This is a genomic window from Lacunisphaera limnophila (assembly GCF_001746835.1).
GTDB lineage: Bacteria > Verrucomicrobiota > Verrucomicrobiia > Opitutales > Opitutaceae > Lacunisphaera > Lacunisphaera limnophila.
Window position 1 is genome coordinate 2,251,042 of sequence record NZ_CP016094.1, and the last position, 17,411, is coordinate 2,268,452.

At 67.7% G+C, this 17,411-nt stretch carries 15 protein-coding genes; 3 read left to right on the forward strand and 12 right to left on the reverse strand.

Annotation, left to right across the window (positions count from 1 at the left end):
- The first annotated feature begins 6 nt into the window (after positions 1-6).
- Positions 7-594 carry an NUDIX hydrolase gene (locus Verru16B_RS09395; RefSeq protein ID WP_237023379.1) on the forward strand — a complete coding sequence of 196 codons (588 nt, stop codon included), beginning with the start codon at positions 7-9 and terminating at the stop codon, positions 592-594.
- A 38-nt stretch (positions 595-632) separates the two neighbouring features.
- Here Verru16B_RS09395 and Verru16B_RS19120 read toward each other — a convergent pair whose 3' ends face one another.
- The 5 genes from Verru16B_RS19120 to Verru16B_RS09420 form a co-directional block, all read right to left on the reverse strand.
- Positions 633-3,179, reverse strand: coding sequence for a BatD family protein (locus Verru16B_RS19120; protein ID WP_069962041.1), 2,547 nt, complete (start codon positions 3,177-3,179; stop codon positions 633-635).
- Positions 3,180-3,185: 6 nt separating this feature from the next.
- On the reverse strand, positions 3,186-5,033 hold the full coding sequence (locus Verru16B_RS09405) for a VWA domain-containing protein (RefSeq protein ID WP_069962042.1): 1,848 nt from the start codon (positions 5,031-5,033) through the stop codon (positions 3,186-3,188).
- A complete protein-coding gene (locus Verru16B_RS09410) occupies positions 5,030-6,106 on the reverse strand; it encodes a VWA domain-containing protein (RefSeq protein ID WP_069962043.1) in 1,077 nt (358 codons plus the stop codon). Before Verru16B_RS09410 ends, Verru16B_RS09405 begins: the two co-directional genes overlap by 4 nt.
- Positions 6,107-6,221: 115 nt before the next feature.
- A complete protein-coding gene (locus Verru16B_RS09415; protein WP_069962044.1) occupies positions 6,222-7,148 on the reverse strand; it encodes a DUF58 domain-containing protein in 927 nt (308 codons plus the stop codon).
- A 106-nt stretch (positions 7,149-7,254) separates the two neighbouring features.
- Positions 7,255-8,229 carry an AAA family ATPase gene (locus tag Verru16B_RS09420; protein ID WP_069962045.1) on the reverse strand — a complete coding sequence of 325 codons (975 nt, stop codon included), beginning with the start codon at positions 8,227-8,229 and terminating at the stop codon, positions 7,255-7,257.
- A gap of 197 nt (positions 8,230-8,426) precedes the next feature.
- Here Verru16B_RS09420 and Verru16B_RS09425 point away from each other — a divergent pair, with 197 nt between their 5' ends.
- A complete protein-coding gene (locus Verru16B_RS09425; protein ID WP_069962046.1) occupies positions 8,427-8,834 on the forward strand; it encodes a peptide chain release factor family protein in 408 nt (135 codons plus the stop codon).
- A 14-nt stretch (positions 8,835-8,848) separates the two neighbouring features.
- On the opposite strand, the gene Verru16B_RS09430 is transcribed toward Verru16B_RS09425, so the two are convergent.
- The 4 genes from Verru16B_RS09430 to Verru16B_RS09445 all read right to left on the reverse strand — a co-directional run bounded on the left by Verru16B_RS09430 (position 8,849) and on the right by Verru16B_RS09445 (position 11,917).
- A complete protein-coding gene (locus Verru16B_RS09430) occupies positions 8,849-9,127 on the reverse strand; it encodes a hypothetical protein (protein WP_069962047.1) in 279 nt (92 codons plus the stop codon).
- Positions 9,128-9,185: 58 nt separating this feature from the next.
- On the reverse strand, positions 9,186-10,007 hold the full coding sequence (locus tag Verru16B_RS09435) for an MOSC domain-containing protein (RefSeq protein WP_069962048.1): 822 nt from the start codon (positions 10,005-10,007) through the stop codon (positions 9,186-9,188).
- Positions 10,008-10,093: 86 nt separating this feature from the next.
- Entirely contained in the window at positions 10,094-10,456 is a 363-nt protein-coding gene (locus Verru16B_RS09440; RefSeq protein WP_069962049.1) for a TIGR03067 domain-containing protein, read from the reverse strand.
- Positions 10,457-10,624: 168 nt separating this feature from the next.
- Positions 10,625-11,917: a DNA recombination protein RmuC gene (locus Verru16B_RS09445; RefSeq protein WP_069962050.1), complete on the reverse strand. Its 1,293-nt coding sequence runs from the start codon at positions 11,915-11,917 to the stop codon at positions 10,625-10,627.
- Between the two features lie 85 nt (positions 11,918-12,002).
- Between Verru16B_RS09445 and Verru16B_RS09450 the strand changes: the two genes are divergently transcribed.
- On the forward strand, positions 12,003-12,296 hold the full coding sequence (locus tag Verru16B_RS09450) for a hypothetical protein (RefSeq protein ID WP_069962051.1): 294 nt from the start codon (positions 12,003-12,005) through the stop codon (positions 12,294-12,296).
- Between the two features lie 26 nt (positions 12,297-12,322).
- On the opposite strand, the gene Verru16B_RS09455 is transcribed toward Verru16B_RS09450, so the two are convergent.
- From Verru16B_RS09455 to Verru16B_RS09465, 3 genes are read right to left on the reverse strand one after another with little or no spacing between them, the layout of a single operon-like run.
- Positions 12,323-14,167 carry a histidine kinase gene (locus Verru16B_RS09455; protein ID WP_069962052.1) on the reverse strand — a complete coding sequence of 615 codons (1,845 nt, stop codon included), beginning with the start codon at positions 14,165-14,167 and terminating at the stop codon, positions 12,323-12,325.
- Positions 14,146-16,176: a sensor histidine kinase gene (locus Verru16B_RS09460; RefSeq protein WP_069962053.1), complete on the reverse strand. Its 2,031-nt coding sequence runs from the start codon at positions 16,174-16,176 to the stop codon at positions 14,146-14,148. The genes Verru16B_RS09455 and Verru16B_RS09460 overlap by 22 nt, the downstream gene beginning before the upstream one ends.
- Entirely contained in the window at positions 16,164-17,375 is a 1,212-nt protein-coding gene (locus Verru16B_RS09465) for a beta-ketoacyl-[acyl-carrier-protein] synthase family protein (RefSeq protein WP_069962054.1), read from the reverse strand. The genes Verru16B_RS09460 and Verru16B_RS09465 overlap by 13 nt, the downstream gene beginning before the upstream one ends.
- Between the last annotated feature and the right edge of the window lie 36 nt (positions 17,376-17,411).

The following is a 17,411-nucleotide window of genomic DNA, read 5'->3' on the forward strand; positions in this document are numbered from 1 at the left end:
AAACGGATGGGGATCCGCCAAGCGGCGCGCGCGAGCGCGCTGGCCCACATGACAACTGCGGATATAATTGATTTACTGCGTCGGCATGAGGCGCGGGCCGAGGCGGGTGGGGAGGCGGCGATGCTGGCGGAGTTTGGGTCATTCATCGCGGCGCATCCGGATTGTTTGTGGCGGACGTGCCGGGACGGTCATCTGACGGCGTCGGCGTGGATCGTGGATGCGGGGCGGACGCGGACGCTGCTCACGCATCACCGGAAGCTGGACCGCTGGCTGCAGCTCGGCGGGCATGTGGACGGCGAGGCGGATCTGGCGGCGGCCGCGATGCGGGAGGCGCGGGAGGAGTCGGGGCTGACGCGGCTGCGGCTGGTGTCGCCGGAGATCTTTGATGTGGACCGTCACCGGATCCCGGCGCGCGGGACGGAACCGGAGCACTGGCATTTTGACGTGCGTTTCCTGATCGAGGCGGACCCGGCGGAGCCGCTGGGGATCAGCGAGGAGTCGAAGGATTTGGCGTGGGTGCGGTTGGAGGAGGTGACGGCGCGGAATCCGGGGGAGTCGCTGGCGCGGATGGTGAGGAAGATGCTGCCCGGGTGATCGGCGAGGCGATAGGTGGGAGGGGGCTCGCCCCGACCCTACCGGTACAGCGCGATCAGGACCTCGTTGCGGACCCAACCGGATTGGCCGCCGGGAAAGGTGAGCTGGGTCCAGCCGAGGAAGGTCCGGCCGGCGACGGCGATGGAGCCGGCGGAGAGGGGGGAGGTTTTCTGCGTCGTGTCGACCTCGGTCGGGATGCTGCGCAGGGTGGTGGCCTGCCAGACAAAGACGGCGCCCGGTTGGGCGAGCGGGCCATAGGTATGGAGGCTGAAGGTGGCGGTGCCCGCGAGGACGATGGCCAGCAGGGTGGCGGTCAGGGCGGAGGGTTTGCCCCAGGCGCCGATCATTTTGTAGCCTTGCAGCAACAGCACAATGAGCGCGAGGGCCAGCAGGAGCGAGGCGCCGGCGAGCGCGAGCTGCCATTCGCCGGGGGTGGCGGCGCGCGTCAGTTTGTAGCGACCTTCGCCGCGGGAAAGCTCGACCAGCTGGGGGTTGGCGAGGCCGGAGCGTTGCACGCCGAGATTCAAGTTCCAGCGCGTGGCATCGGAGCGTGAATTGAGGAGGAAGGCGCTGGTCGAATGCGCGGCCGCCTCGGCCCAGCGATCCTGCTGGGCGAGGGCGAGGGCGAGGTTGTGGCGGGCGGCCCAGTCGGTGGGGGCGGTGCTCACCGTGGCTTGCCAGGCTTGGGCGGCGGCGGGGAAGTCGCCGCGTTTGTAGGCTTCGGTGGCGGTTTCCGCTTTAGCCGAGGATGGGGCGAATAGGGCGGATAGGACGAATAGGGAAAAGAGGAAAGGAAGCAGGTTGCGGCCGGCGAATAGGCTGAAGGGGTTCCAGCCGGGGACCTGGACGGCTTGGAGGGCGGCGTCGGCGCGCATGGGCCAGTCGGTGGGGAGGGTGGCGTCGCGACCGTGGAGCGTGCGGTCGGCCTCGGACCAGAGGCGGACCCAGGCGTTGGCGGCGTCGGGCTTGGCGCGGGTGACGGCGGCCAGGAGCAGCGGGGTGCCGGGGGCGGCGTGGGGGATGGCGAAGAGCTGGGCCGTCTCTGCCTGCCAAACTCGGAGTAGCGAGTAGCGGGCAGCGGGTAGCGAGGAGGAATTTATTTCCTTCAGCGCGATGACCAGGGCGGCGCGGGCCTCGCGGCGTTGGCGCTGGGGGTCGAGGCGGCGGGAGCGCAGGGCAGCGAGCGTGAGCCAGAGTATCAGAGGACAGAGAACGGCGGACAGAAGACAGAGCCAGACCAGGGGACGGAGGGCGAGCGGGGCGAAGCCGGTGGCGGTTTGGTTGAGCGGATCGCGCGGGAGATTTTCGGGCGGCACGGGCGCGACCGCGGGAGGGAGATTGGGTGACGCGGTGGCCGGGGTGGTGGGCGTGAGGGAGAACTGGACCGGGGCGCCGGAGGAGGCGGGCGGGGTCACGGGGGCGGAGCCGGCGGTGATCGTCACGGTGACCGGTTCGCTGGCGATGGTTTGGTAGGTGCCGCTGCGGGGATCGAAGTAACTGAAGCGCACGGGCGGCAGCACGTAGTTGCCGGGGCGGGTGGGGACGAGCACAACGTCCTCGGTGAGCGAGCCCTCGAAGAGCGTGCCGTCCTTCATCACGCGCTTGGACTTGGGTTGGACGACCTGGAATTCGTTGGAGACCTCGCGCGAAGGCAGGCCGGTGAGGTCGGGCCAGTTGCCGGTGCCGGCCAGTTCGAGGGTCCAGGTGACGGGTTCGCCGACGGCGGCATTGAGCGGGACGACCTTGGAGGTGAAGGTGAAGGCGCCGACGGCGCCGGTGAAGCCGGCGGGGGCGAGGGGCAGGGCCTTGACGGTGAGGTCGAGGGATTTGGAATCAAGCTGGCGTTGCTCGACGTTGGGTTGGGTGAAAAGGCCGAAGCCGGTGGTGCCGACCATGAGGTTCACCATCTGGCTGACGGGATTGAGCGTGTAGGTGCCGGGCTGCTTGATCACGGCGCGGGTGGTCTGGGTGGCGACGACGTGGCGTTCGCCGCGGATGAGGGCCTCGGCGGGCTCGGGCTTGGTCCAGTCGTCGGCGAGGGCGGGGGTGCTGTCCCAGGTCACGTTGCTGCCGAGGGAATGGAAGTAGCGGCGCACCACATCGAGGTTGTAGGTGAGCGGGAAAACCTCGCCGGCCCAGACGGAGGGCTTCGGAGTCTCGAGGGAGGCGGAGGCGACGTCGGTGATGGACAGGCCGGAGTTGCCGACGGGGGCGTCGCCGACGGTGTAGCGGGCGGCGGCCACGCGCAAAGTGCCCTTGTCGGTCTTTACATCGAAGGCGGGGATGATGACCGGCGCGCGCTTGCCGGGGCGGACCGGGTACACGTAGGTGAAGGTCCGGGACATCTTGAAATTGACGATGCTGGTCTCGCTGCGCTGGGAGGGCCGGGCGAATTGCAGGCCGTCGACAGTGGGCAGGACGGGTTCGTCCTCGGGTTCGCAATCCTCGAAGATGAGGGAGAGCTGGCTAACCTGGTTGAAGCCGAGCTGGCCGCCGGGCGGGTCCCAGCGGACGGCTTGGGCGAAGAAACTTCCCGGGAGGACGAGAAAGAGAACGAGAAGGATAAAGTGGTGGGACTGACGCATGGAAAATTACCAGTTCTTGCCCGGGGGCTTGGGCTTCGTGGGCTGCTGGCCCTGCATGAGTTGCTGGAGCTTGGCGGGAGAATCCTGGTTGCGGACCTGCTCGAGTTTTTGGAGCGGCATGGCGAGCTCGGGGTCGGCCTCCTCGGCCGACTTTTCTTCCTTCTGGCCGCCGACCTTCTGGGTACCGGGCTTGGGCGGGGGCGGCGGTGACGCCTTCTGTTCCTCGGCCTTCTGCTCTTGCTGGTCCTTCATGTCGCCGAAGGCATCCTGGTTCTGTTTCTGCTGCTCGTTTTTCTGGTCCTGTTGCTGCTTTTGCTCGTCCTGCTTTTGTTGATCGCTCTTCTGCTGATCTTGGGAGGACTGATCCTGTTTTTGCTCCTGATCCTTTTGCTGGTCCTGCTTCTGCTGCTCCTCGTTTTTTTCGTCCTGCTTCGGCTCGTCCTTTTTCTGCTCCTCGCGTTTGAGGAGGTCGGTGAGTTCCTGGCGCAGCTTGGGCCAGTCGGCGGCCTGGGCGTCGGTCTGCTCGCCGAGATCGACGGCCTGCAGGGCGTCGCGGATGACGCTTTCCTGCGGTGCTTGCTGGGCGGACTTCGCGCGCTGGCCGTAGGTGACGGTGGTCGTGGCGAGCTCCGCACAGTCCTTGGCGCTGAGGGTGGGTTGCGCGGCGAGGCGGGTGACGAGGGTGCTGAGGGGCTTGGCCAAGGTGTCGCCCGGGCTGGCGTCCTCGGCGGCACGCACGGAGGACGGAGGACTGAGGACGGAGGATAGAAGACAAAGGGCAGCCAGGGAGGCGGCGGCCGGTTTCTGGGCTTTGATGGTTGTTGATGGACCTTTGGTTTTGCCTAGCGGCAAGGCGCGTTCGCGCGGGCGGACGGGGAACTCGGCCCAGAAGCTGCAGAGGAGGAAGAGCAGGCCGGGGGCGAGGAACCACTGGAAGCGTTCGACGAGGCGGGCGGTGTTTTTCTCGGAGAATTCGCCCTTTTTTCCGGCCTCGATCGTGGAGCTGAGGAGACCGGGAAGGTCCACCCAGGCGCTGGCGTCGGTGTAGGTACCGCCGGTGGACTGGGCGAGTTCCTGAAGCGTGGCGTTGTTGAGGCGGGACATGACGACGGCGCCGCGTTCGTCCTTCACAAGGCCACCGGCCTCGTCCGGGATGAAGGAACCCTGGGCGGTGCCGACGCCGAGGCCGATGACGCGGACGCCCTTGGCCTTGAGCGCGGGGGTGAGGCTTTTCCAGTCGTCGACGGTGCTCTCGCCGTCGCTGAGGATGATAAGGTAGCGGTCGGCGGTGGAGGTGCCGAAGGCGGCCATGGAGGCCTCGAGCATGGCTTGGTAGTTGGAGCCGCCCTCCGGGAGATAAGCGGGGTCGAGGGCGGGGAGGAACTCGCGCAGCACCTCGTAGTCGGAGCTGAGCGGGCTTTGGAGGAAGGCGGTGCCGGCGAAGAGCACGAGGCCGACACGCTCGCCCTTGAGCCCGTCGAGGAGGGACTGGATGAGGAGCTTGCTGCGGTCGAGGCGCGAAGGTTTCACGTCCTGCGCGAGCATGGAGCGCGAGAGGTCGACGGCGATGAGGACCTCGCGGGACTGGTCGAAGACTTGTTCCTCGATGACGCCCCACTGGGGGCGGGCGAGGGCGATGAGGCAGAGGGCGAGCCCGAACCAGAGCCAGAGGCGCGGGCGGTCCTCCGCCGTGGAGTGCTGGGCGCCGAGGGACACGGCGGTGGCGCCGGCCCACGCGCGGGCGATCTTGGGCCAGGAGGTCACGGCGCGGGTGACGTGGCGGGCCAGCTCCCAGGAAAACAGGAGGACGAGCGGCACGAGCAGCCAGAGGAGGTGGGGGGAGTGGAAGCTCATGGGGCGGCGGGGGCGCCGGCGGGCCGTGCGGGCGGAACGGGCGCGGGGCGGCGCTTCAAGCGCGGCAGCTGGGGCGGCAGGGCGAAGAGGGCGCCGAGGAAGAGGAGGGCGGCGCCGGGGATGGCGCACCAGTGGAAGAGCTCGGTGGTAAGCAGGTAGGATTTGGCCTGGAACTCGATCTTCTGGGCGGCGTCGATGGCGGCGAAGGCCTTCTCGGTGGTGTCGACGTCGAAGGCGCGGAAGAACTTGCCGCCGGTGGATTCGGCCATGGTGCGGAGCTGGCCCTCGTCGAGGTCGGAGATGGCGCGGCGGTAGCCGATCTTGTTGCCGTTGTCGTCGAAGACCGGCATCGGCACGAGGCCGTCCCGGCCGGCGCCGATGGTGTAGACGGGGATGCCCCGGGCCTGGGCGATGGCGGTGGCCTGTTCGGGGGTGAGCACGCCGCGGTTGTTGGCGCCGTCGGTCATGAGGACAATGAAGGCGCCCTTGCGCTTGGTGTCGTCGGTGCGTTTGGCCTGCTCGAGACGGGTGAGGGCGACGCCGAGGCCGTCGCCGATGGCGGTGCCGTCCTCGATCATGCCGAGCTTGAGGCGCTCGACCTGGCGCTCAAGCCAGGCGTGGTCAAAGGTGAGGGGCGCGAGGGTGTAGGCGCGGCCGGAAAAGACGATCATGCCGATGCGGTCGGAGGTGCGCTGCTTGATGAAGGCCTGGATGATGGGCTTGATGGCCTGGAGGCGGTTGATGCGGTCGCCGTCGCGCTCATAATCCTCGGCGAGCATCGAGCCGGACAGGTCGATCGCGAGCATGAGGTCGTAGCCCTGTTGTTTCACCTCGCGCTTGTCCTCGACGATCTGCGGGCGGGCCAGGGCGACGATGAGCAGGATGAGGCCGGTGGTGGCGAGGGTGGCGGGCCAGCGGGAGGTGGGGATGAGCGACGGCCGGTGCCACGCGGCGGCGTACGGCACCACGAGGACCGGCGCACCGCGCCGGCCGCGCACCCACATCAGGAACGGGAGGACGAGGAGGGCGAGGAGCCACCACGGGGAGTGGAGCGTGTAGTTCGTGAGGTTCATGCCACGGCGAGGTGGAGCGGCTTGCGCTCAAGATGCTTGCAGGACACGCGACGAGGCCAGCGCGTTGAGGGCAACGCGCTCCACCTTGGGACTTGAGGTGTTCTCGACATCGTCATCACCGGCGGTGGCCCGCGGCCATGCGGGCGTGGAAGAAGCGGACGAGGGCCTCGAGGCGTTCCTGGTCAGGGCGGACGGTGAGGCGGCTCAGCGGGTTGGGAAAGAGGCTGCGAAAGGCGGCGTCGCGCTGGGCGACCCAATCCGCGTGGGCGGCCTGTTGGGCGGAGGAGGCGCCGTTGAGGTTGACGAGGCGGCCGGCGACGGGGTCGTAGGTGGTCAGGATGCGGCCGGCGGGCAGCTCGCGGTCCCAGGGATCCTCGACGCGGAAGCCCATGGTCTGGTAGCGGCGGGAGAGGACGGTCCAGCCCTCGGGCTCGATGCGCGGCGGGAAATCACCGAGCCAGATCAGGATGCTGTGGCGGGGGGCGGCCTTGGCTAAAAGTCTCCAGGGGACAAAGCCGGAAGGAGGAGGGCTGACGGCGGAGGACAGCGCGGGGGCGGGCTGGCCGAGGAGTTGGGCGGCGGCGTGCAGGATCTGGCCGCGGCCCCGGACGGGTTCCTTGATCGTGTAGCCGGCGGGGGAGGCGTGGAGGAAGCCCACGCGGTCCCGGTTGACGGCACCGAGCATCATGACCAGGCCGGCGAGTTCGAGCAGGGCCTCGCGCTTGGACTGGGCGCCGGAGCCGAACTGGAGGCTGACGCTGTCCTCGAAGAGCAGGAGGAGGGAGACCTCGCGTTCCTCGATGAACTTCTTGCGGTAGGGTTCGCCGAGGCGGGCGGTGACGTTCCAGTCGATGTCGCGGATGTCGTCGCCGAAGGTGTATTTGACGACCTGGTCGAACTCCATGCCGCGACCGCGGAAGGCGGAGCGGTATTCGCCGCTGAGCACGTTCTCGACCGCATGGCGCACGCGCCACTCGAGCTGCTTCAACAGCGCGAGCTGGGAAGTGACGAGATTGGTGTGCTCTGAGACGGGAGAGGGCATTTTTAAATCGTTCTCTTAATCATAATCTTTCTCGTTCGCTCGGGCCCCGATTGGTTCGTTGCGGAAAAGCTGGGGAGAACGATTGCGATTAAGAGAATGAGAACGATCAAACCTTCGCCGGTACGGGCGTGCGGATGAGGACCTGGTCGAGGACCTTGTCGGTGGAGAGGCCCTCGGCCTCGGCCTCGTAGGTGAGGCCGACGCGGTGGCGGAGGGCGTCGTGGAAGATTTCCTGGACGAGGGCGGGGGAGAGGTAGTCGGCGCCGCGGAGCCAGGCGAGGGCGCGGCCGGCCTGGAAGAGGGCGAGGGAGGCACGGGGGGAGGCGCCGAAGTTGAGCAGGCGGCGGGCGTTGCCGGTGCCCTCGGCCTGGGCGGCGAGGTCGCGGGAACTGCGGACGAGCGCGAGGATGTAGGCCTGCACGGCGGGGGCGACGTGGATCTGGTCGACCTGGCTGCGGAGCTCGAGGAGTTCCTCGCCGCTGGTGACGGCCTTGAGGACAGGGGACTTGGTGACCTGGCCCCAGCGCTCCATCATGAGGGATTCCTCGGCGGCCGAGGGATAATCGACGAGGAGCTTGAAGAGGAAGCGGTCGGTCTGGGCCTCGGGGAGCGGGTAGGTGCCCTCCTGCTCGACCGGATTCTGGGTGGCCATTACGAAGAAAGGCTTCGGGAGGATGTGGGAGTTGCCCCCGATGGTGACCTGGCGTTCCTGCATGGCCTCGAGGAGGGCGGACTGGACCTTGGCAGGGGCGCGGTTGATTTCGTCGGCGAGGACGAGGTTGGCGAAGATCGGGCCCTTGTGCGTGGCGAAGCCGCCGTCCTTGGGGGAGAAGATCATGGTGCCCACGACATCGCTGGGGAGGAGGTCGGGGGTGAACTGGATGCGCTCGAACTGGACGCCCAGGGCGGTGCCGAGGGACTTGATGAGCAGGGTCTTGGCGAGACCGGGCATGCCCTCGAGGAGGACGTGGCCGTTGGCCAGGAGGGCGACGAGCATGCGTTCGATGACGGCATCCTGGCCGATGACGGCCTGACCGATTTCATCGCGGAGTTTTTGGGACCAGGTGGGACCGGTGATCATAGGGGGAGGGTGAAGGTGGGAGTAAAAGTGAGGGGGAGGGGGACCCGGTTAAAGAGCAAGTTTGGGCGCAACCCGGAGGGAAAGTGAAGGGGGTGGGTCTGAGAGTGACAAGAGCTGATCCTAGGCGGGAAGCGGGCGGGGGACAGGCGGACGTTTGACTCCATGGACGGACGGGGGTTTCGTGCGGGCTCTGACTTATGGCTGATTTTCCGGATATCGTGGAAGCGTCGCTGCGGGCGCGATTTGTCTCCTTGCGGGTAAAGCCTGACGAGGTCGAGGAGTGTTTCATCCGCGGGGCGGGGGCCGGCGGGCAGAAGATCAACAAGACCTCGTCGACGGTGCGGTTGCGGCACCTGCCCACCGGGGTCGAGGTGCGCTGTCAGCGAGAACGCAACCAGTCGGTCAACCGGCTGCTGGCGTGGACGGATCTGGCGGAAAAGCTGGAATGGCGCAAAGCCGAGACGGTCAACCACCAGCAGGCGGCGCGCGAGCTGGTGCGGCGGCAGAAGCGGCAGAAATCCCGCGGGCAGAAGGCGCGCATGATCGAGGGCAAGAAGCACCGGGCGAAGATCAAGGCGACGCGCGGGCGGGGGAGGGAGGAGTAAGGCGGCCGGCCGGCTCAGCGGAAAAAGCCGGTGGTCGCCAGCAGCAGGCCCAGCCAGATCGTCGCGCTAGCGTAGCGGGGGAGGAATTTTTCCAGGTGGCGGTCGATGGCGTCGGGTTGGCCGGGGGCGGATGGGTCGGCGGGGGTGGCGTCGAGGAGCTCGTGGTGCCGGCGGTTGGCCTGGGAGCGGGCGCTGCTGCGGGCGATGCCGCGCATGACGAAGCCGGCGATGATCAGGCACACGCCGAGGGGGAGGAGGACCGCGCGGCGGGTGAGGAGATCGAGAAAATCCATGGGGCAGGCAGGGGCGAGGGCGGGGCTTGCGGGGTGGGGGCACCCCGCCTCCATGGGATCAGAGGGGCATGACGGCGTCGCCGAGGCGGATGGTGCCGAGCTTGGTCTCGTGGATCAGGTTCACGCCGAAGTTCACGTCGGAGGGATCGGTCGCGTCGCGCCGGAAGGTAGCGAGGGTTTTCAGCGGTTCCTTGCCCAGGCGTTCGCCGGTGAGCTGGTCGGTGGTCGTCATGATACAGCGGGCGCACGGGCCGCCGTTGCGCAAGACAGTGTCGCCGATGCGCACGCGGGTCCAGGTGTCCTCTGCGAAGGCGGCGCAGCCGTCGATCACGAGGTTGGGGCGGAAGCGGTCCATCGTGACGGGTTCGCCGTGGTTTTCCTGGATGCGGTCGTTGAGGTGGGCGAGGGAGCCCTCGCTGAGGGCGAGCAGGGGGTAGGCGTCGGCGAAGGAGACGACGTCGCCGGGCCGCGCGGTGGCCTTGATGATCGGACGGGAGAAGGCCGGGCCGATGCGGACGAGGTGGCAGGTTTGGCCGAGCGCGGTGCTGAGCCAGGCGGCGGCGACGGGACCGCAATCCTCGGCCTGGAGGCCCTCGCTTTTCCAGATGCTGACGAGGCGTACGGGGGCGTGCGGGTCGGGGGCGGTAGGCACGACGATCTGGCCGGCTCCGTCGGCGGAGAGGGTCATCGTGCCGGCGGAGAGCCGGGCGGTGATCAGCGCCATGCGGGGGACGGTGCGCTGGGTGAGGAATTTGCCAGTGGGGTCGACGACGAGGAAGCGGCGGTCACCCACGAAGCCGAGGGCGTCGAGCTCGACTGCCGGCACGGCGCAGCCGCGCAGGGATTTCACGGGGTAGAGGAAGAGGCCGGCGACGTGCATGGGCGAACTGAGTAGCGAGTAGCGGGTAGGGCGGAGCGAGTAGAAAGGCAGGAGCGGTGGCTTGGTCTTGGAAAGCTCGCTACCCGCTACTCACTACCCGCTACTTTCCTGGTGTAGTTCACCAAGTAGAGCTCGGGGTCTTCGCCGGTGTGGAATTTCTCGGGGCGGGCGCCGCCGAGGCCGTAGCAGATGGAGAGGGCTTCGCCGGCAAATTTGAAAATCCCGGGGATGGTCTTGCCGGCGTTTGGGCCGTCGACGCCATGCAGGCTGAGGTGGCCGTCGGCGTCGATCGTGTAGGTGCCGCGGTCGGCGGTGTGGCCGCCGAAGCGGACGGCGTACTGTCCGGCCGTCAGCTCGATCTCCATTTTTTCGAGCATCATTTTCGGCGCCTCCTCGCCGCCGAGTTCGGCGTAGAGGGGCTGCCAGATGCCTTCGAGGGAGTGGTTCATGGGGAAGATTGGCCACGAAAAGGCACGAGAAGTCACGAAAAGAAAAACCACGGCGGGTTGCCGCGGTTCCACCCAAGGCGGGAGAGTGAGGCGGTCCGCAGGGACGCGGACCCTCCAGGATTAAGTCTGGGATGAAGCCAACCGGCGCGGAGCGCGGGTTCCACCGGTTTAGGCGCGCTTGAGGACGTCGCGGGGGGTGGTCTCGACGGGGGCGGGTTCGGTGAGTTCCTTGGCGCCCTTGGCGCCGAGCTCGTTGAACTTGCGGGCGCCGGGGAGGACGGTGGACTCGAAGGAGCCGACGGCGGAGTTGTAGGCCTTGCTGGCGGTCTCGAGGCCGCGGCCGACCTTGTCGAGGTTGTCGGCGAAGCCGGCGATGCGGTCGTAGAGCGTGCGGCCGAGGTCGGCGATGACCTGGGCGTTCTTCGAGATATCCTCCTGGCGCCAGCCGTAGGCGGCGGCCTTGAGGAGGGCGATGAGGGTGGCGGGGGTGGCGAGCAGGACCTTCTTCGCGATGGCGCGGTCGATGAGGGAGGGGTCGCCCTGGAGGGCGCCGGAGAGGAACTGGTCGCCGGGGAGGAAGAGGACGACGAACTCGGGGGAGGGTTGGAACTGTTCCCAGTAGTTCTTCGCGCCGAGGGCGTCGATGTGGTTGCGGACCTTGGTGGCGTGCTCGGCGAGCTTGGCGGTGCGGACGGTGTCGTCGGAAGCGTTCACGGCCTCGCGGTAGGCGTCGTTGGGGGCCTTGGCGTCGACGACGATCTGCTGGCCGCCCGGGAGACGGACGATAAGGTCGGGGCGGAAGCCGCCCGTGGACTGCTGCTCCGTGAAGTCGCAGTAGCTGGACATGCCGGAGAGCTCGACGACGCGGCGGAGCTGGAGTTCGCCCCAGGTGCCGGCGGTGGTGGTGGAGCGGAGGGCGGTGGTGAGCTTGGCGGCCTCGGCCTGGAGGGAGACCTGGGCGGTGCCGAGGGATTTCAACTGCTCGGAGAGCTGGCCGTAGGCGGAGGCGCGGGCCTTCTCGATCTCGCCGATCTTGGCGTCGACCTTCTCGAGCGATTCCTTGAGGGGCTTGACCAGCGAGTCGATGGCCTGCTGGCGCTTGCCGAGCTCGTCGGCGGACTGCTGGTGGAGCTTGCCGAAGGACTCGCGGGCGAGCTTGAGGAACTCGTCGGTGTTCTTGCTCAGGGCGTCGGCGGACAGGGCCTTGAACGACGTGGTGAGGCGCTCGTGGGCGTCGGTGAGGGCGGCGATCTTCTCGGCGGCGGCGGCGCGCTCGCCGGCGAGGGCGGACTCGATTTGAGATTTGAGGGCTGAGATTTCAGCGAGGCTGGCGCGGGTGGTGGCGAGGTCGGCCTCGAGGAGCCGGGCGCGCTCGGCGGTGGCGGCGGCGCGGGACTGGGCGATGAACCAGCCGAGGGCGGCGCCGACGAGGAGGGTGAGGACAATAAAAAGGATATCCATCCAGCCGGCACGTTAGCCGCAGGTCCGCAGGTGTCGAGCATCGGCCGGACTTGCCTCATCCCCCTCAACCCGGCACGGTGCAGGCATGACCGGCGAGGAGACGATCGTGGCATTTTCGGCGGCGGCAGCCCTGATTCCCTTGGGCTTGGGCTTATTTTTCGCCGGGCGGCTGCGCTCGGCGAGTTATGGCTGGCTGCTCGTTCTATGTGCCGTGCTTTGCGGAATCAGCATTCACAGTTTCTACGAAATGCTGGTGCTAAACGTCTATCCGGTGGTGATGCCGCTGGTGCTTTATTCCTTCGGGTGGCTCGGAGCGTCCATCATCACGGGCAAGGGCTACCTCCGCTGGCGACGGCAGCAAAGGGAGAAAGGGGCGTAGCAGGAAGCCGCCGCCGGGTCGATGGCTCAGGCCCGGAGGGAGCCGAGGGAGATCTGGATGTCGGTGCCCTTGAGACCGGGGCCGGCCTGGAGGGTGCCGCCGTGGAGGCGGAGGATCTCGCGGGCGAGGAACACGGAGAGGCGGCCCTGGTTGGGGGTGGAGCCGGCGGCGGGGAGGGGGAGGGTGCCGTCGAGTTCGAGGCGCTTGCCCTCGATGGTGATGACGGCCTGGCGCTGGGCGCCGGTGCCGACGGCGCGCAGGGTGAGGATGAGGTGCGAGAGGCCCTCGTCGGGGCGGTTGGCGGAGATGGCGTCGAGCAGGGCGCCGAAGGCGAACTTGACGAGGCCGGCGTCGAGTTGGAGGACGAGTTGTTCCTCGACGAAGCGGGTGGTGAGGGAGCGCTCGGTGGCGAGCTCGCTGAGCAGCAGGTTGAGGTTGACGGCCTTGGCGGTGGGGGCGGCGAGTTCGCTGAGCAGTGTGGCGTGTTCGTTGAGGAGCTTGAGCTTGGCGATCTCGGAGGTGAGGGCGACGTCGCGGGCGAGGGAAACGCCGCTGATGGCCGGCGTGCTCTCGTTGCCGGCCGGCGGGGAACCCATAGGCGGGTTGCTGCCGCGGCCGAGGAGCTGGACGAAGGTGACGAGGGAGACGAGCGGGTTGGAGAGCTCGTGGCTGAGGGTGAGGCCGAGGTTGCGGAAGAGCTCGCGGCGGTGCTGCTCGAGGAGGGCGGCGATGCGCTCGATCTCGGGGGCGGATTCCTCCCAAACGGTCCACACGCCGTCGATCTCGGGGACGGGGCCGGCGGTGATGCGGAAGCGGTAGGGGAGACGGGGGGGCTGGGTGACGGTCTTCTGCGTGTGCAGGGCCTCGCTGGCGACGGCGCGGACCTCGACGGGCAACTCGGTGGTGGAGAGCTCGGCGCGGGTGAGGAGGCGGGAGCCGGAGAGGTACTTGGCGCGGAGCGTGGCCGTGGTGAGGGACTGGTTGTAGTCCTCGAGCGAGGCGCAGCGCTCGAGGCAGCGCTCCAGGAGGCGGCCGTGCAGCACGGCGCGGAACTTGTCGGTCTCGCGGTAGGGCGCGCCGTCGGCGCGCGGGCCGAGGGCCATCCAGCCGAGGAGCTGGCCGTGGGTGTGGAGCGGGATGATGAAGCGGGCGCCCCAGCCGACCATCTGCTGGCGGATGGGGGCGTCGAGAGCGGGGTCATCGATGCCGGCCCACTGGTTGAGGTCGAGGGCGGCGGGGTGTTCCTCGAGCCAGAGGACGAGGGGGTGGGCGGCCTCGCAGCGGTGGGATTCGTCGTCGGAGACAAAGCCGTCGAACTGACGGAAGAAATAAAGGACCTTGCCGGAGCGGAGATTATAGCGGGCGGCGCGGCGGAACTCGTCGAGCAGGCGGGGCCGGTCGTCGAGGTGGGCGAGGGCGCTCTCGAGGAATTCCCAGGACTCGACGGCGTCGGCGGCGGGGGCGGTGACCTCGCGCGGGAAGGGGGTTTCGCTGCGGCGCGTGCGCTCGAGCGCGGACTGCAGCTGGGAGTTCTTGTCGGCGATTTCCTCGAGGAGGCTCACGCATTCACCGAGGCGGGTGCGGCTTTCCTCGTAGCTGAGGAAGAGGCGGGCGGCGCGGTTCTGCCGGGCCTGTTCAAAGGGGTGGCTGTGGGGTTCGCCGACGAGGATGACGAGGGTGCCGTGGCCGGTGCTGAGGCGGGCGCGCGGGTCGTTGAGGTCGGAGACCCAGACGCGGGCGCCGGGGCGGAGCAGTTCGCGCTGGAGGTCGGAGGGGCGGGCGAAGACGGCGGGTTCGCGGGGGGCGAGAAGCTTTTTCCATGCGGCCTCGAGGCCGGGATCTGAGGTGGTCAGGATAAGGGTGGCGGGCATGGAAAAGTGATGCGGAAAGTGGCTCCGGGCTTGCCGACGTCGGGGACGATGATGGTTGCGCGGTGCTCGTGCAAGATATCTGCGCACACAGCAAGTCCCAGGCCCATGCCCTTGGTCTTGGTGGAGACGAAGGGGTGGAAAAGGCGCGAGCGTTGTTCGGGCGGGATGCCGGGACCGTTGTCGCTCACCTCGAGAATGACGCTGCCATTGGGGGAATTGCGGGAGCGGAGCAGGACGCGGCGGGGGTCGTCCTGGGTCTCGAGCGCCTGAAAAGCATTGATTAAAAGATTTATCAAAACCTGCCGGATGGCGGCGCCGTCGGCCCAGATGGTGTCGGCGGCGGCGTTCAGCTCGGAGCCCATGGTCACGCGGGCCTCGGTGGCGCGGGTGAGCATGAGGTCGGTGGTTTCCTGCATGATGCCATGCAGGGAGACGCGTTCCAGCTGGTGGCGGCGGGGGTTGGAGAGATCGAGGAGTTGCTGGGTGAGGTTGTCGATGCGGTCGACCTCGGCGGGGATGAGGAGGCTGAAGCGGCGGCGGAACTCGGGGTCGTCGAAGCGGGATGGCAGGAGGTGGGAGAACGTCTTGATCGAGACGAGCGGGTTGCGGATCTCGTGGGCGAGGCTGGCACCGATGAGGCCGATGGTGGCGAGCTGTTCGGACTGGCGGGCCTGGAGGGAGAGGCGGGAGCGAGCGAGGATGTTGTCGAGGAACTCGGCGATTTCCTGAACCTGCTGGACCTCGGGGTAGGTGAAGGGGCGCTGGTTGGTCTTCACGCCGAGGGCGAGGAGGAGGGAGGGGTTGGCGCTGCCGCGGGGGGCGGAGACGATGACGCCGAGGTTGAACTCGGTGAGGAAGTGGCGGAGGTCCACGAGGCCGGGCTCCGGGCGCAGGCGCTGGAGGCTCTCGGGCGTGCTCCAGCCCTTCTGGCAGAGGGCGGTGTAGGCGGTGCGGTCCTTGCCGAACTCGATGTCGCCGGAGACGAAGACCTCGCCGCTGTCGAAGAGCAGGACGGCGTAGTCGGATTGACAGGAGGTGCGGAGGAGGCCCTCGAACGACGCGACGAGGCGGTTCGGGTCGGGTTCGCGGCGGGCGAGGTCGAGGGCGGTTTGCCGCACGGCCGCGGTGTTCTGCCAGGGGCTGAGGCTGAGCCAGTCGCGGGTGCGGTGGTCGAGCCAGAAAACAAAGGTGCCGCAGAGAGCGACGCTCAGCATGAGACTTGCGGTGACGGGGAGGGAGTCGCCCAGCAGGCGCCACACGGCATACGTGCTGACCGTGAGCGCGACAAGCAGAGCGAAGCGCTGTCCGATCGAAAGGAAGACCTGACGGGCATCGAACACGCGGTGGATGGTAACGCCCCAGGCGGTGAGGCCATAGAAGGCCAGGATGATCAACGGAGTGCTCCGGGATAGGGCCCGTAGATCGAATAAGTTGCCGGCAGCGGTTACCAGAACAGCAACCAGACCCGCGACGCCTGCATTAAGGATCAGGAATTGAATTTCCAAGCGGCAGATGCCCGTCTGGACCTGCCACTGCCGGTAGGTTTGGTAGATGAGCAAAAGATAGAGGGCGAGACTCGTGATGCTATAGACCAAATAGGCCGTACCCCGGGAGCGATTCTCGGCCTCCGCCGCCTGCACGACGAAGGAGTCGGCATAACATAGCATGGCCAATATGCAGCAGACGACCAGCCACCCCAGCACGCCTTTGCTGAACCGGCGTTCATGAAAGGGGGAGGACAGAATCGACTCCTTCATAAGCCAGATGCTGGCTGGGAAAAACGCGCCCACGGCGGAGGCCGCGCGGATCCAAGGAACCGGACTGATGGCGGCACCGGCTTCCGCCTGGAGGCCGGCGCGCATGGCCATGTAGACACAGCAGAGCCAACCGGTGTTGATCAGGGAAAACGCAAAGAAGGCCTTGTTCGTATTGCGCGGGGGATTCGCCCAGAGGACGGTGCTCCCGATCACCAGCGTCAGGATGGCGGCGGTGAGGATCAGCGGGGGCATAGCCTTTCAATGACGATCACGGCGTTGCTGCCGGCCATGCCGTGGGCGTTGACGATGGCCACATTGGCGCCGAGGTAGCGCGGGCGGGACGAAAGATTCAAGGGGCAGTGCGGATCGGGCGTTTCCCAATTTACCGTGGGGGGCAGGAGACTATGGCGGAGGCTGAGCGCGGTGCTGGCAGCTTGGATGGGGCCTGAAGCAGCGAGGGCGGTGCCAATCATGCCTTTGATCGACGTCACCGGAATCTCCGGGAGCTTGTCCTGGAAAACCCGGCGCATGGCGGTCGCCTCGTTGTTGTCGATCACCCGGTGGCCGGGGCCCCACGCGCAGATGTAGTCTACCTCGTCGGGGCGGCGGCCGGCATTCGCCAACGCGATGCGCGCCGCCTCGCCTATGCCTTCTCCGGCGAGGCCGTTGGCGTCGTTGGCGTACCCGTAACCCGTGATCCATGCATAGGCCGGGCGCGGGCTGTCCTCCGGTTCCAAGATGAGCATGGCGGCGCCTTCGCCGATGACACCGGTGGAGCGCCAGAGATCAAAGGGCCGGCAGGCTTTTTCGGGGTTTTCCAAACCCACGGGACTCAGTTCCGCGGCGTTGAACTCGACCATCGGGTGGTAGGTGAGGGGGCATTCCGTGCCGCCGGTGATCGCGAGGTTGGATTGGCCCGTGGCCACGAGTTCGGCGGCCTGCCCCACGGCGTCCAGGCCGGAGCAGCAGGAGCTTTGGAGGGAAAACATGCGGGCGGCCGGGCCGATAAACTCGGAGATGGTGCCGGGGATCTTGACCAGGGAGGTTTCGTACAGGTTTCGCGCCATGGCATAGCGCGGGCCCTTCTTCTGGACGATGTGGATTTCGCGGCTGATCCGGTCGAAATCCATCAGGGAGGTTCCGGTCACCACGACCGGGTTCAGCTCGTTGGCCTCGGCCGGGGTGAGGCCGGCATCGGCGGTCGCCAGGATGGCGGCGGCCAGGCCGAACTGCGTATGGCGGGCGAGGCGGCGCGGGTCGAGTTCGGGCGCGTAGTTTTTGAGGTCAAAGTCGAGGATCTCCGCGCCGATGAAGGGCCCCGCCGTCTGGTCCAGCTGGCTCAGCAAGCGCACCCGGCTGACCGGATCGTTGATGCCGCGGAAAAACGCCTCGCGGCCGATGCCCGCGGGGGTGACCGGGCCGATGCCGGTGATCTTAACGCGGCGGCGCATGGACGGAGTCGGTCGCGGGAGGCGGGATCACGGCGG